This window comes from Halalkalibaculum sp. DA384, assembly GCF_043951955.1.
Classification (GTDB): domain Bacteria; phylum Bacteroidota; class Rhodothermia; order Balneolales; family Balneolaceae; genus JAMQKA01.
On record NZ_JBINJE010000036.1, the window covers coordinates 24,052 to 39,233 of the forward strand.

The window sequence follows — 15,182 nt, forward strand, 5'->3', positions numbered from 1 at the left end:
CGAAATAGTCAATCATATCTATATTTCGGCACTATTCTTTGATTACTGCCAATAATTTGAAATATAATTCCCTGGAAAAGGATAGCGATATAATAGCTTTCCCAATTTTAAATAACCATCAAAGATCATCCCAGGAAGCTGGATATCCCTTTTCATTCAGGATAACTTCAATATTAGCATTAATAGACTCTGCAACTTTAAGAAATCCATCAACCTTATACTGAATCAAATAATCAGCTAAATCATATCCCTCTTCTTTATCGCGGCGGGAGGCATTCTTCTCCAGAAGATCCGAAACCGTGATATCACAAAAGTACGATAACCCCTCAGCCCGTTCTTGCCAATCTTTGCATGCTCCCAGGTCTGGAAATAAGGTCACGCTTCTGCCCATCAGAGACTTGCAGCGTTGCGGGTTAAGGTTGGATTTTGCCCCCGCTGCCAGCCATATAAACTCCGGAAAATAAGCGCTACTGATAATAGCCGTTTTCTCACTTTCTACGATGGCAATGGGAACAGTTTTATCGCCAGTTAGCAGATGTTCACCAAACAGGCACTGTTCAAGGTTGTAGGAATTGTACATAATGCTGTGTACCCAATGGATATGGTTATAAGGATGCTTCACGCGGTGCCCACAGTCATCGTAAAGCATTACTTTGCCCGTACGAATGTTGCCTTGAACATCAATTTGCCAAAAAACGGTTGCTCCTTCCCAATACCTGGATGTCCCAATCTTATAGGTGTCAATTAGGTTGCCTGCGGTATCTATATCAAACAAGGTGCGCAAATACTGCACAAATGTATTCCGCTTATACCCTTTCAGGCTGGCAGAAAAATATGTTTGGGGTATATAGTCAGCAGGTTTGGGCATGTCCTGAAAATTGGGATCAGGCTTCCAAGATGAAGCATCCCGGTTAGCATATCCATGGTTATAGGGATCCTTAAAATACCCGCAACTACTTTCCCGATCACAACGTCCATATTCATTATCAAGATACTTATCGGTTTGATAGTCTTTGTATCTAACAAACCGTTTCTTTCGGCATTGCGGGCACCCGAACTTCCTGCTGCCCTCATCAAGTCTGTAGCGATATGATTTCATCTCTGGTCTCATAAAAAAAGTTTTTACTGCAGCTACATTTGCTACATCTCCTACATCCGCGAGGATCTTGTAGCGTTTAAATGAAGGTGCTATGTAGTTGATGTAGCAAATGCAGGTTCAAAAGAAAAGTTTTTACTGTTGCCCCTTCTTCAGGTACACAACATTACCGTAAGACTTGCGCGTTACCTTTATTCCATTATTTTGAATACGTTTGCTAAACTTTCGCTTGCTCACCGGATAGTATCCATCTTCACCACAGAATCCTTTGTATTCGCTATATATTTTAGAAAGCTTCTCATAATGATCAAGGGATTTTTCGTACCCGCTATCATTGATGAACATCTGCACAGAATCGGACTCAAGTCGGTATCTCTCATTTTGTTTCTCTACTGCTTGGCAAGTTGTGAATCCTCTCTGCTTTAAAAGCCGTTGAAGTCCATCTAAGACCCAATTAAACACTCCTGAAAGTTCATTTCTGATAATCTTTGCCGCTAACTCTTTATCCTGCTCGGACTCCGGGATCGTTTTGTCAAAAGGGACAATCATAAATCGCCTGAAAAAGGCATTCGAATGTTCTACATCGGATGGTAACTCATTACAGTTAAATATGAGCTTTGCATAATCGGTAAGGGTAAAAGGATCGCCGTAGGGCAGACGTGCTTCAACAGGCTCGCCAGAAACCAATTGCTTAAATATTGACGTCTCCATGTTGCCATTTATTTCACTGGCATAGTTGACTAGACGGTTTGCCAACTTAGCCCGGTAATACCCTGACTTGTCGGTTAATGACTGAAGCGTATATGTTGAGACGTTCTCACTGCCAAGGAGGGCATTTACGATTTCAAAAAATACGCTCTTCCCATTCGCCCCTGCACCGTAGAGTATTAGGGCCTTCTCAAGTTTAAGGGTCGAGGAGCTGACAAAAACGTATCCTATATACTCGGCAAGCAACCGCTGAATATCCTTATCAGGTAAAACGTCATCCAAATATTGACTAAACAGCGGCGCAGAGGCTTCCTCGTGATATCGAAATGGTAGTTGATAGGTAAGAAAGTCCGCTTGCGTAGCTGGACGGACTCTGACCGGCTCCTTGCTCGCCGGGTTAATGGCGACCGTCCCATTTTCAAGATTTACTAGGACAAGCCCGCCAGGCTTTTCAGGAGTGGGCAGGTGGGCCATACTCATAAATTGCTTGAGTAGCTTCTCCCGAAACTGGTAATAATGGGCATCAAATTTATTAACCCCCATTTTTTGGGCTGCCTCGCCTAAAAAGGTTTCCAGTTGCTCTTCTGGGAGCTGACTCCAGTAGGCGCCATTGTACAGGTAGATGAAATCATGCTTCTTACACAGCCCCCAATTATTGTTAGCAGCAAGTTCCAATATTTTTTCAATGGTAATTACGATAAAGTGTTTATTGTTGAGTTTGTCAACCCCGGCCTCCCGGTAAAAATTGACCTCTTCTACCATTTGAAGTAGCTTCTTCAATATCTCTTCATGGGGTGTAGGGGAGGGTGGCCTGGCGTGTTTTAGTACACCGTTTTTTAGTTTCTCGGGCGTTATGAAATTCATTTTTTTACCTCTCTTGATCCTTTACTTCTGTATTGGCATCCATCCACTCCATAACTTCTGATTCACGAAAACCGACAGCATTTTTTGAGATCTGGACTTTGCGGGGGAAGTCGGGCTCCTTCATTCTATCGTAGAGCGTTGACAATCCAATTCCCAAATATTCGGCGAGTGCTTGTGGTCGTATTAACTTTTCCATAACGGTCAGTAGATTTATTCGTTCTTGTTTGTTACTGACCGCAAAGTATCGGAACTGCAGGGAATAGATTAAGAAGTAATTATTTACTTCATGAAGGAATTAATTACTTCATCCCTTCGGGAACTGCTTTCTTGATGCGTTTTTTAAATTGTCTGTCGGAAATATTAATGAGTTCGGGATGTGCTGTTTCTATATACTTAAAGATCTGATTTATATTGACGTTACCCTCATACTTACCAGACTCATGAATGATTTTGAACATTCTTTTCTGGCCATTTCTATTCGTTATTATTGACTGTCCTAACATATATTGATGAAGTAATTTTGTCACTATTTGCTCAACTTCATCTTGAGGAACGTCTGCGCGTAACGGTGCACCTTTCCTCTTTGCACCTAGTATCTCTTCTTTTTCTTGTACCTCTAACCCTCTATAATCGACAAGGTTTTTAGGATAGTTTTCATCAATGATTCTATTTGTAATAGATTTTACACCTAGTAGGTGGTAAAAAGCTTGTTCATATCTTTGGCCGTATACAATTATTGACTTTAGAGCCCTTAGTGCTTTTCCCTCTTGCCCATATTTATTGTATGCCCTGTATATCTCAGCGATCTGGTTAGAATTAAAATTGATAAACTCGTCGGGGCTATGAATATGATTCAAATTACCTACCTCCCATCTGATATGCCCTGTTATATTTTCTACCAGCATGCGATGATTGGAAGCAAGCAAATCCTCCGCACTATCTTCCACATCTGAAGAGGGAGTAGAATCGAAAATTTCTCCTAAAAAGTATTCTATATCATCAATATATAAATCGACCTTCTCCTTTAACTCTCCCAGTCGCTTTTGAAGACCTTCTTTTACTGTCAACAACTCTGCATAAGTAGCAATGGGATTTTTTGAGGTATTATAATACTTCACATAGCGATCATATCGCTCCTGAATGATTTCCTGATCAACCAGCTGCATTCTTTTTGTGTTATCCTAATATGTGAATCTTGGCTTCTGATTTTTCACCTGAGATTATACTTTTAACCCGCCAACTCCAACGATTTAATGCTTCAAGCTTTTTATCGGTATAGTTGTACCACTGGTAATGCCTGCCTGTGACTCCCTCTACCTGATGGTTCAAAATCTTCTGAATCACAATTTGATCGACAAGGCTTTCTTCCAATTTTGTAGCTACAGTGCGCCGAAGATCATGAAGTCTAAAGTCTTTAACTGAGGTTTCATCTTGAATTTTTTCCGTGGTACTCTTGACGCTGTTTAGTGGCTGACCGTCAATCCGTGGGGATTCGAATACGTAGTCACTTTTACCCGTCATTGGCTTTAGTTTCTCTATTAATTTCATGACCATTTCAGGTAATGGTACCTCGTGTTGACGATTACTCTTTGTATTTTCCTCAGGTATCGTCCAAATATCAGCTAAAAAGGCTTTAGGCTTCGGTCTTCCATCTTCGCCTATCTCGATGCGTTTGCAGGGCTTATCCTGTTCAATGTCCGACCATTTCATTTGCATCGTTTCCGTCCTTCTTTGCCCGGTCAGCAATAGAATTTTATAGTAAGTTTGAATGGGCTCAGGTGTTGTTTCCCAGTATTCCCAAAGCTCTTTTATTTCATCTTCATTATAAACGCGATTTCTCACATTCTCGCCCTGGTCAAAAACAGGGGTATTAACTACCGGATTGGCTTGCAGTTTTATTCCAACGTTTTTTAATCCGAATTCAAAAATTTTGGATATCGTTGACCGAATCCGATTAGCCATAGTAAAAGCATCCTCTTCAAAGGCTTTATGATTTAATACCTCTCGGACATGATGGTCTGTCATTTCCGACACATACAAATCTCCCCAATTGTGCTTTTCCAACAATTCAACATCAATAATTCGCTGATATTCATCCCGAGTACGTTCAGCAAGCTTAGGAAGATGTTGCTTTGAAAAAATAGCGGAAAGTTCCTTGAACGTTAATTCTTTGGGTTTGTATTTTCGTTTCTTTTTCTCCTCCTGCGGATCGATTCCATTATTTACTTCAACTTTTAATTCCCGGACTCGTGCTCTTGCATCCGACAAACTAACTTCCGGGAACTGCCCAATTGTGAATCGTCTATTTTTGCCAGCAAATCGATACCGGTATGCGAAGGTTTTCGTACCGGTTTTTGACAGTCGTAAAATTAACCCAGATTCATTTTCATCATAATATTCAATCGGCATTTTGGAAGCTTGTAATCCTTTAACAAATCGGTGTGTAAGTTTTTTTTCTGGCATATATTTTTTTGTGAACCCTGAATTGCCTGACCAATAATCAGACATGCCAGGGTGTATTAATGATGATTTATTTCCTGTTACCCAAATCCAAATTTGGGTAACATTTGGGTAACAGAATACCTGGCTTGGGCCGTAAACGCCCGTAACCGTACGGAATGATAATACGCCCTAATTTGATGTGAGTCAACGATTTACCGAAAAATTCGTAATCGCCCGGAAACCTACGGAAAACCCTTAAATCTGACTTCGGATCAGAAGGCTGAGGGTTCGAAGCCTTTCGGGTGTATTTTTGAACAATGGGTCTGTCAAATGTTCGACAAGTATATTGTCAATATTTACATCTTTCCAACGTAAGCTGACATTTTCTTTCGTCATCAATCTTCTCCAAATTGGTATTATATAAGCTGTTCCGGAAAAGGTTTTTAATCCGAATTTTTCACAAGTATTTCGGATAAAATCATGTCACTTTTTGAGTGACAATAACTTATATCATTTTCTACTGCCAAATTAGCAACTACCCGCAAAACTTTGCATTCCAGACAGTTTGATTATATTGTTAGCTCTTGGCATGAAAATAGTTAGCCCGCTAAAAGCTCTATTTCAGGCTCAAAGTTGTAATTATATAATTTTTGGTTATTATCCATTACAACATGCCATTTTCAAAAGCATATATCGCTCAATTTCTTAGCATCCCCCTATTATTACTCGGGGTCACTTTCCTCTCATTGCAACCGGTTGTTCACAATGGGGATTCTGTTCTTGACTCTGGTTTACAAACAAACAGTGACCACACCCCATCCAACACCAGCGGAGAACTACACCCAGCTACAGGCAAAACGGAAGCCATTTCATGCAGCCTGTTAACATGTGTTAACGCCTGTGCACATGACGCTGACCTGCCGGTTGATAAACAAGCTGATGACAACGGCAACTTGTTTAGACTCTCACTAAGTGAATGGGAGGACAATCAACATTCCGGTACCGGAATGAATGCGCTTGTTTTTATTCAGCAGGATCGTGCACAATCTTTTTTACCCGCAGAAGTTTTCTCTGTGGAGGCGATATATCATATCAAAAATCATCGATTCATACGGGGAATATACAGCAGTTTAGTTACCAACCCACCTGTATTTTCTCATAATATAGATTTCTCTCCTCTTGTCAGTGGCATAGCTATAAATGCCCCTTAGGTTTGCTTTTGAACAGCATTCATTCTTATCAAAAAAACACAAATACGGGCAAGAGGGCTTTTAAAGCCAGGAATGCTGTCCATTTTCAACGCCAGAGCGTATCCGAACCTGCAGTTTATACTCCATACATGGGGATTTCGAATGTGCAAACAGGCTGAAATTGGGCAAAATGACGGTTTTATAAAGACCTTGGCAAGATATCGGTCAAAGCAACCTGGTCATTGCACGATGATTTATTCCTGCGATGAAATCACTTTTGATTTGTGTTGTATCGGATACCATTCTGGGATGGCTACTTATGCAAATTGCATGCTTGCTTCATAAGCTGAGAACCTTATCCCCCAACACCGGGTATCATAAATCAAAAACATTACGTGAATTCCAGGTTCGTATGGGCCTTAGACAATCTGCCCCGTACTACACAACACAACCCTTTATAGACAATACGTGATGAAAAAAATATTTCCCTTGATTTTACTGCCATTGATTCTATTTATTAACGCTTTCAGCCAGAATAACAATGCCGATTTTACTCCTTCGGCTGAAGAAGAACCTGCCTTACCTACAGAAAAAGTAGCCCGGGAGTCCGAAATTGGAGTACATATTGACCGCTATCTCTCGGGTATCGAAGTGATGGGGTTTTCCGGTGCTGTTATTGTCAGCGAAGGCGACAATATTGTACTGAGGAAAGGCTATGGCCTTGCAGACCGCGAAACCCGGCGCCCCTACACGCCAACCACTGTGCAGTCGCACGGCTCGATCACCAAGCAGATGACCGGAGCTGCAATCCTGTTGCTGGAAAGCCGCGGACAGCTCTCCGTCGATGATCCTGTTGCCAAATATTTCGATGACATTCCAAGGGGGAAGCAAGATATTACGATTCATCAACTGCTTACTCACTCATCCGGCATGCCGGGTGGAGTTGGATCGGATGAAGAGCCCACGGGAGCCCGGGCCTATATCGATCGCGTGATGAGGGTGCCCCTGCAATTTGATCCCGGTACAGATTATGCGTATTCCAATGTCGGGTATGCACTACTGGGAATGATCGTGGAGCAGGTATCGGGCCAGGGGTATGAGCAGTTCCTGCGTGAAGAACTGCTCTTGCCGGCCGGTCTGACGGAAACCGGTTACCTGCTTCCCACCTGGGATCGCGACCGGCTGGCGGTGGGATACCGACATGGTGAACGGTGGGGATTCGTCTATGAGCGCGGCTGGCTCAGAGACGGACCGGGCTGGCACCTGCGCGCCAATGGCGGACTGCACACCACGGCAGATGACATGTATCGATGGTTTAAAAACATCCTGCAAGGCCAGGACGTGTTGGGTAAAGAGACGGTAAGGCGCTGGACCAAGGGTTATGTCACCGAAAGTAACGGTGCATCCAGGTATGGGTACGGATGGGTGGTGTACGATTCCGAGTGGGGACCGATGATTGCCCACAGCGGCAGTAACACGATCTTCTCAGCGGACTTTGTTTGGCTCCCGGAGAAGGAATTTTTCTTTTATATCCAGGGCAATACGTCCATGATCGCCGCTGACGAGTTACGCAGTTCCATTCTGGGTGCAGCATTCAAGTCTGATTTCCTCATGCCCCCGCTCGTCGGGTCTGAAGATAATGCCAATCCCGGGCTCGCTCAGGAAAGAGAAGGGGGCTATTATCTTGATGGAGGTAAACTGGAACTTACGACCGACGACACGCGGCTAGTCGCCAAGCTATGGGGGCAACCTGTCCTGAACCTCATGCTAAATCCCACAGAGCGGCAGAAGAAACATTTTGCAAAACTTAACCGGCGCACCAGGGATGCTATGGACAAGCTTGAGGCGGGCCGGAAGGATGCCCTTGCAGGCTTGATGCGTGAAGGGGAAGATCCCATCGCCCCCACCAGTGTTTTGCTTAACCGTATCAACCAAATTGGCAATCTCGATTCGCTCCATGTTATAGGAACGTTTGCCAATACGCCCGGTTCACGGTTTGCAGATTATGGTCCCTGGACCACCTTTGTGTATGCAGAATTTGCAAACTGGAATCAATACTGGAACTTCGTCTGGAATAAAGATAGTACTTTTGAAGGGGATTATAGCGGCCCGTGGCCAACCTTCATTTTGATTCCAACAGCAAGAGATCAGTATACCGGTATTCGCCAGGGGCCACCCTGGGACACTATCGAAATCCTTTTCCGGGATCCGTGCCTTGTGGTTGCAGAACAACGTGCCTGTCCGGAAATATAGATGCGGTCGGCTTACTGTGACTGGATGTATAGGTGGATCCGTTCTGCTGCAACACCCCCGCGATCAAGTTTTTTGATCCGGGCTGGGTTGACTGCAGGTGGATCCACTTTATTATGAACATTATGAACATTATGAACAATGGGGCTATATCCGAATCCCGAATCCATGCAGCAAAATTAATCGGAGTCCCACATACACCACAAGGATAGCCGTTAACACGCCCAGAATGCGGAGATCAAATTTTTCATTAGACAGGTAGGAACCGAGACTCCCGCCAAGGACTACAGCGATTATCAATTGGAAAATAAGATCACCATCGATTTGGAAGGTACCCGCAACCATCAAACCGATGACTCCGGAAACTGAATTTACGAGTATAAAAACGGAGGCCAGTGAAGCGATAGTCCGGGGATTTTGCCAATTTACCAGGTTGAGGAGCGGAGACAGGTAGATACCCCCGCCAATGCCCGAGATGCCGGCCAACAAACCCACACTTCCGCCGAGAGACATTTTTTTGGGGAGACTAAACTCTTTAGACTTAAGTTTCCAGGCCACAAATTTCAGGATCAGGAATCCCCCCGCCATAATCAGGGCCGAGCCTAAAATCAGGAAAAACGCTGTCTGGGTCAGCTGAAGCTGTGCCCCAATATATGCCATGGGAATGCTGGATACCAGGAACGGCCAATACAGCCGTAAGCTAAACACGCGATTCTTGATAAATACGGACGTCCCAATCGTGACCACACAGATATTCAGAACAAGGGCCGTGGATCTGATTTCATAAAAATCACCGATAAACAGGCTCAAGAGGGCGAGGTAACTTGATCCTCCGCCAAAACCGACAGAACTGTAAAAAAGGGCGATCAGGAAAAAAATGTAGGGCAGGAATTCGATATCCATTTAGGGGTTGTGTTCTTCAAATTACAATGCACTCAACCATATCACCCTTTTGGACCGTTTGCGGGCCATCCAAAAAGGCGAGCGCATTGCCCATGGCCATAGAATGAATCATCGATGAGCTTTGCCGGTTTAAAATTGATACCGTTTGCCCCTCGATACTTGCTTTCAGGAAAACGGGGCGATCTGAACGGTAATCATAATTATGGTCGATGGGGATACGAACCCGCTGCAACCCGGTGTTAGCGGCCCCGCTGAGCTTTTGGAGTAACGGCAACACATGGATGTAAAAACAGGTGAGCGAGGAAGCAGGATTCCCGGGCAGGGCAAATACAAATGTATCGTCCCGTCTGCCAAAATACAGCGGTTTCCCGGGTTTTTGGAAGACTTTGTAAAACAGTTCCGAAACGCCGTTTTCTTCCAGCGCCTGCTTCACATAATCATAATCGCCCACCGAAATGCCGCCGGACAGCAACAGCACATCAGAGTGATCAAGGAAATCAGCAATACCGCCCTTTATGGCAGAAAAGCTGTCTTTAATATGTTTGCTTTCCTCGCAACTAAAACCATATCGATCGAGAGCGGCGCTTAACGCAAAGCTGTTGGATTCATAAATCTCCCCTTCCGATTTAGGGCTTCCGGGCGGCACCAGCTCATCGCCGGTACTGATGATGCGTATCTCCGGCTTTTTGTACACCTGGACGCGGCTCTTCCCCAACGATCCAATGAGCCCGACCGTGGCCGGAGATATAAAATGACCGGCCGTGAATACGGTTTGGTCCAGCGCTAATTCCTTTCCTCTTGGCCGAATGTGCTGCCCCTTGCTGATCGCCTCGTCAACATATAAAGTGTTGTCTTCAACACTGGTTTTTTCCTGCATCACTACGGCCGTGGTATTCTGTGGCACTTTGGCGCCGGTAAAAATGCGCATGGCTTCGCCAGGCTGCAGGGTATGGTCGGCGGTGCTTCCGGCGGGAATCTCCCCGACAATTTCATATTCATCTGAAATGCCTGAAACCGCGTAGCCATCCATCGCTGAGTTATCGAACGATGGCAGATCGAAAGGGGATGTGATCTCCTCCGCCAGCCAGAAGCCCTGGGCGTCCTCGAGAGAGACCTCTTTCACAGTCCGTTCGATATCCTGCTCGTTGACAATTTTTAAAGCTTCTTCTATTGAAATCATTTTCCACCTATTAAATTCATGAAACGATTTTGCCGGTAATGCTTCCCCACTTTCAACACCTAGCCTATTATTTGTGGACTAGTCACTGTTAAGTTTTAATAGGCCTTCCTCAAAAAGTCTAGTCGTCTTTTCCCGTGGCAGAGATGTTCTTTTTTGTGTGTAGTAAAACTAACCCCAAAAGTCACCGGACTTTGAAATTTTTGTTGAGTTCCCTCCGCTAAAACCATTTAACTCGATCCGCTGAACTACACGGATCTCAGACATAAATGGTTTTTTCACGCTTCGGTTTTGTTCACTGTACCTACAAAAATTTCAGAGGCCGGAAACACTGGCAGTAAAAATAGATTTTACCAGATACTGACTTACCGAATACAGGTTACCGATTCACCTTCCACTGGTGGGATTCATCTTCAAAAATTTCTTTGCCGAAAATGGGCACTTTTTCTTTGATCTCATCCACCAGGAACCGGTTGGCCTGCCGGGCGGTTTTGCGGTGAGCGGAGGAGGTAAATACAAAGAAACATAATTCGCCGGCTTTCACGGTTCCCAAACTGTGATAAATATGAGCACAGGTCAGGTCATATTTTGAAAACGCATTCTCCCTGATTTTTTCAACCTCCTTCAGAGCCATCTCTTCATAGGCGGTGTATTCAATGGCAGCCACTGTTTTGCCTTCCACCTCGTCAGCCCGCACCTGCCCCAAAAAGATACTGTGGGCCCCGATGGTTGTTTTGGATTGATGGTGTGCTATGGAATTTGAAATTTTTCCAGGCGGTATCGCACCCTTAACAAAAACTTTTTTAGGCATAACAGGTACCCATTTTAATGGTTAAAGCTGATTCGCACTTTAAGAGTCATCCGCCGGCAAACGGTGGCAAAAAAGAGACTTCATCACCATCCTTTAACATGCCGGAAGACTCAATAGACTGGTTGACAGCAGTTTTAACAGATTCCATCTCCGAAAGCCCATATTTTGAGAAACAACGCTGTTTTAAGGCTTCCAGATCATACTCTTCCCCATCCAAAGTCACTGCTTCTTCTTTCGTACCGGTCTTTTCAGCAATTGAACCAAAGTATTTAATCGTTACGGTCATGCCAAAGATGATTGATTAAATCTCGTTGTCCTTAAGATGTTCATAATCTTCTTCAGTATCTATATCAAAGAAACCTTTCTTGAACGGAACCTCCTCTACTTTTTGACGATGCTGGAGGATAATTTTTTTAGCTCCCACATCACCGGTCAGCTTCTGTAGCCCCGGGAAAAAGCGTTTCCCGAAAATGGCAGGGACACCAACATTCTGCTTATAACGACACGCTGTTATTCGTTGCTCCCCGCTTTTGTGGGTATTGACCAATTCCTGGATCAGTTCACCGGAAACATAAGGCTGATCAGATAAAAGAAACAGAATGCCCTGGAGCGAACTATTTAATTTTAGAGATTCTGTAACTCCCAGCCGAATGCTTGAAGCGATGCCTTCCGACCAGTGCTCATTATAAACAGCGGTAACCTGTGCTAGGTCTGTGGCTTCCCGGATCTGATCGGCATTCGCACCGAGTACAACCACTGAGGGATTGAATTCAAAGGGCCCAATTATATCAATGACACGCTGAAGGAGCGTTTTATTTTCGTACCCCAACAACTGCTTGGGGCGGCCCAGGCGGCTGGATGAGCCCGCTGCCAGGATCACTACTCCTATGCCGGATGACTTGCTCAAAGCTCAATCTCCTCAAATTCACGGTTTTCTTTGTTGTGGATTGAGCCCTCCAGTTCGCGAAGGTGCCGAACGTTGGAATCGGTCAGCACAGCCTGTATTTCGGAGAGTATGGAGAGCCCGATCTCAGCAGGCGTTTCCGCGCCCAGCTGTAACCCCACGGGTGCATAAATTTTTGCGGATTGCTCTTCGGAAAGGGCAATACCCTCCGCCTCCAGGTCATCCAGCATACGCCGGTATTTCTTGTTGGGGCCCAGAATGCCGATGTACGGGACCTGCTCCTCTTTGAGCAACAGCTTAAGTACATCCAGGTCATAATTATAATTATGGGTAATCAGAACAAATGCGGTGTTTTCATTGACCCTGATGTTATCCAGGATTTCGCCCGGGTTGGTGACGACTACCTGGCACGAATTAAATCGCTGCTTATTGGCATGTGTGGGGCGACCGTCAGCAACAATGATTTCCCACCCCAGCGGTTCCGCCATTCGGGACAAGACTTGGGCATCGTTGCCTGCGCCAACCAACACCAGCCTGGGGGGCGGTTCAACAATCTCTATAAATGCATGTTGCGTAACACCGGCTGAGCGATATTCCCCGAAATGATTAACCTGCTTCTTCAGGGAATTTCGAGCAACTGAGGTAATCTTTTCAAAGAGAGCCTGGTCATCAAGCTGTCCTGTAACATGCGATTCTTCATCCACCAGCAACGTGGTGCCGACCTGGTGTTTGGTTTTATCGAGATTAAACAGCGACACAAGGGCTACCGGCCTTTCGACATGCTCTGCTTTTCTGAGCAGTTCTATGGGATTGTTCTCTTGCCTGGGATCAATCGGCTCAAACAACACCTGGATAATGCCATTGCAACCCAGCTGCGCACCGATCACGGCATCATCCTCATCGCTGGTATCGTAGCTAATCAACTTATTTTTGTTTTGATCCAGCGCCAGCAGGGCTTTTCGGAGGGCGTCCCCTTCCAGGCATCCCCCGCTGATAGCCCCGGTCATAACCCCATACTCATCAACCAGCATCCGCGCCCCTGCGGCACGGTATGAGGAGCCTTCCACATGAACGACGGTCGCCAGCACACATTGTCGCCCTTCATTTCGGGCTTCGTCATAAGATGATATGATCGCTTCTGTTTCTCTCATCGGGCAAGCAGTTTTAACCTGGGGATTACTTCCTTGATATCACTGATAGCGCGTTCAATCTCTTCTCTCGTGGTAAATCGACCCAATCCCACCCGGATGGTGGAAAATGCAAGCCCATCAGAATGACCGATCGCCTTGAGCACGTGCGAGGGCTTTTTCGTTGCGGAACTGCAGGCCGATCCTTGCGAGACGGCGAGGTCCTTTAATCGCCGGAGCAGGTTGCTGCCATCAGTATTCTGGAACGAAATACTTGTCATATGAGGCAAGCGATTCGTTGAAGCGCCATTAAACTTGATTCCTTCAAGGTCCGCTAATTCTGATTCCAGATGGTCTCTCAATTTGGCCAATCGACTGGCTTCATCTTCCATCTGCTCAGCACACAGCTGGCAGGCCTTCCCAAATCCCACAATGGCCGGTACGTTCAGCGTTCCGGGACGCAATCCCTTTTCCTGGCCACCCCCGGTTATAATGGGAGCAATATCCGGCTTGTCCTCCTTGCTCACGTACAGTGCTCCCGCCCCCTTAGGTCCATACAGTTTATGGGAGGAAAAGGTGATCATATCCAGGCCCAGCTCCTTCACATCCACCGGAATTTTACCGACCGACTGGGTGGCGTCTGACATCAGCGGGATGTTTTTGGCCTTGGTGATCCGGGCAATTTCTTTGAGGGGATGAATCGTCCCAATTTCATTGTTGGCGTGCATAAGGCTTATCAACAGCGTTTCATCAGTAATGGCCGCTTCCAGTTCGCTGAGATCGATAGAGCCGGACTCATCAACGGGCAGGTAGGTCACTTTGTAGCCTTCCTGTTCCAGGCTTTCACACGTATCCAGCACGGCTTTGTGTTCTGTAACACAGCTAATGATGTGATTCCCGTTGTCGCGATTCGCTTTGCACAACCCCCTGATGGCCAGGTTCACGGTCTCCGTAGCCCCGGATGTGAAACAGAGTTCATTCGCTGATGCTCCGATCAAGTCCGCAACTTGTTCTCTGGCCCTTTCAACCGCTTCGTCGGCCTCCCAGCCAAAGGTATGGCTGCTGCTCGAGGGATTTCCAAATTTATCTGTGAAATAGGGCTGGATTTCCTCTGCAACCGCCGGGTCAACAGGTGTGGTGGCATTGTAGTCCAGATAAATTTTTTTCGCGTGATCCATGGAACAATGAACTCACAATTTTATAAAAAATGCGGCTTTACAACTTATTACTTTGCAATTTAAAATAATACCGTTGAATCCTTCTAAATATAGATTTGATAATGGTTTTTTCTTAAAAAAATCGATACAATAATTAAGGTCTGCTTAGCAGCGAGTTCTACCCGAGTGAAATTATCCTGTGAGATTAACGAATCAAGCAGACATTTGAATGCTGAAGTGAGGGATACGGTATTATAAAATACCTTAAATGAACTTCGAAAAACCAGGGGTTTTGTCCTGGCTCAAGGCCTGAGCCCTCTTTAAAAAATAACCGGGATCGACTTAATTAAACCAATTAAGCCATGGCAACATTTACACTCAACATCAATAATGAAGAGCACCAGGTGGATGCAGCCCCGGACACCCCGCTGTTGTGGGTGCTGCGGGATCACCTGGACCTGCCCGGCACCAAATTCGGATGCGGCATCGCCCAGTGCGGGGCCTGTACCGTGCACCTGGACGGCGCTGCCGTCCGCTCCTGCTCGCTGCCGGT

At 45.5% G+C, this 15,182-nt stretch carries 15 protein-coding genes; 3 read left to right on the forward strand and 12 right to left on the reverse strand.

Annotation, left to right across the window (positions count from 1 at the left end):
* Window positions 1-118 precede the first annotated feature (118 nt).
* The 5 genes from ACG2E4_RS15665 to ACG2E4_RS15685 all read right to left on the reverse strand — a co-directional run bounded on the left by ACG2E4_RS15665 (window position 119) and on the right by ACG2E4_RS15685 (window position 5,176).
* Window positions 119-1,099, reverse strand: coding sequence for a DUF6371 domain-containing protein (locus ACG2E4_RS15665; protein WP_395277157.1), 981 nt, complete (start codon window positions 1,097-1,099; stop codon window positions 119-121).
* A gap of 132 nt (window positions 1,100-1,231) precedes the next feature.
* The gene (locus tag ACG2E4_RS15670) at window positions 1,232-2,668 is read right to left on the reverse strand and encodes a phage/plasmid primase, P4 family (protein ID WP_395277158.1); all 1,437 of its coding nucleotides are present in this window, start codon (window positions 2,666-2,668) and stop codon (window positions 1,232-1,234) included.
* Window positions 2,669-2,672: 4 nt separating this feature from the next.
* Entirely contained in the window at window positions 2,673-2,864 is a 192-nt protein-coding gene (locus ACG2E4_RS15675; RefSeq protein WP_395277159.1) for a helix-turn-helix transcriptional regulator, read from the reverse strand.
* A 103-nt stretch (window positions 2,865-2,967) separates the two neighbouring features.
* Window positions 2,968-3,834: a hypothetical protein gene (locus ACG2E4_RS15680; protein WP_395277160.1), complete on the reverse strand. Its 867-nt coding sequence runs from the start codon at window positions 3,832-3,834 to the stop codon at window positions 2,968-2,970.
* A 10-nt stretch (window positions 3,835-3,844) separates the two neighbouring features.
* Window positions 3,845-5,176 (reverse strand): tyrosine-type recombinase/integrase, encoded by a 1,332-nt coding sequence (locus ACG2E4_RS15685; protein WP_395277161.1) that lies wholly within the window; start codon window positions 5,174-5,176, stop codon window positions 3,845-3,847.
* Window positions 5,177-5,781: 605 nt separating this feature from the next.
* Between ACG2E4_RS15685 and ACG2E4_RS15690 the strand changes: the two genes are divergently transcribed.
* Both ACG2E4_RS15690 and ACG2E4_RS15695 read left to right on the forward strand, forming a co-directional pair.
* Window positions 5,782-6,321: a hypothetical protein gene (locus tag ACG2E4_RS15690; RefSeq protein ID WP_395277162.1), complete on the forward strand. Its 540-nt coding sequence runs from the start codon at window positions 5,782-5,784 to the stop codon at window positions 6,319-6,321.
* 483 nt (window positions 6,322-6,804) lie between these two features.
* Window positions 6,805-8,553, forward strand: coding sequence for a serine hydrolase domain-containing protein (locus ACG2E4_RS15695; protein WP_395277163.1), 1,749 nt, complete (start codon window positions 6,805-6,807; stop codon window positions 8,551-8,553).
* A gap of 144 nt (window positions 8,554-8,697) precedes the next feature.
* On the opposite strand, the gene ACG2E4_RS15700 is transcribed toward ACG2E4_RS15695, so the two are convergent.
* The 7 genes from ACG2E4_RS15700 to ACG2E4_RS15730 all read right to left on the reverse strand — a co-directional run bounded on the left by ACG2E4_RS15700 (window position 8,698) and on the right by ACG2E4_RS15730 (window position 14,650).
* Window positions 8,698-9,453, reverse strand: coding sequence for a TSUP family transporter (locus ACG2E4_RS15700; protein WP_395259405.1), 756 nt, complete (start codon window positions 9,451-9,453; stop codon window positions 8,698-8,700).
* Between the two features lie 16 nt (window positions 9,454-9,469).
* Window positions 9,470-10,633 carry a gephyrin-like molybdotransferase Glp gene (gene glp, locus ACG2E4_RS15705; RefSeq protein ID WP_395277164.1) on the reverse strand — a complete coding sequence of 388 codons (1,164 nt, stop codon included), beginning with the start codon at window positions 10,631-10,633 and terminating at the stop codon, window positions 9,470-9,472.
* Window positions 10,634-11,009: 376 nt separating this feature from the next.
* Complete coding sequence (locus tag ACG2E4_RS15710; RefSeq protein ID WP_395259403.1) at window positions 11,010-11,441, reverse strand: molybdenum cofactor biosynthesis protein MoaE; 432 nt, start codon at window positions 11,439-11,441, stop codon at window positions 11,010-11,012.
* A 46-nt stretch (window positions 11,442-11,487) separates the two neighbouring features.
* Window positions 11,488-11,727 (reverse strand): MoaD/ThiS family protein, encoded by a 240-nt coding sequence (locus ACG2E4_RS15715; RefSeq protein WP_395277165.1) that lies wholly within the window; start codon window positions 11,725-11,727, stop codon window positions 11,488-11,490.
* Between the two features lie 15 nt (window positions 11,728-11,742).
* On the reverse strand, window positions 11,743-12,348 hold the full coding sequence (locus ACG2E4_RS15720; protein WP_395277166.1) for an NTP transferase domain-containing protein: 606 nt from the start codon (window positions 12,346-12,348) through the stop codon (window positions 11,743-11,745).
* Entirely contained in the window at window positions 12,345-13,496 is a 1,152-nt protein-coding gene (locus tag ACG2E4_RS15725) for an XdhC family protein (protein WP_395277167.1), read from the reverse strand. Before ACG2E4_RS15725 ends, ACG2E4_RS15720 begins: the two co-directional genes overlap by 4 nt.
* Complete coding sequence (locus ACG2E4_RS15730; RefSeq protein ID WP_395277168.1) at window positions 13,493-14,650, reverse strand: cysteine desulfurase family protein; 1,158 nt, start codon at window positions 14,648-14,650, stop codon at window positions 13,493-13,495. The genes ACG2E4_RS15725 and ACG2E4_RS15730 overlap by 4 nt, the downstream gene beginning before the upstream one ends.
* 341 nt (window positions 14,651-14,991) lie before the next feature.
* On the opposite strand from ACG2E4_RS15730, the gene ACG2E4_RS15735 reads away from it, so the two are divergent.
* A partial coding sequence (locus tag ACG2E4_RS15735) for a (2Fe-2S)-binding protein (RefSeq protein ID WP_395259398.1) occupies window positions 14,992-15,182 on the forward strand: 191 nt, incomplete at its 3' end.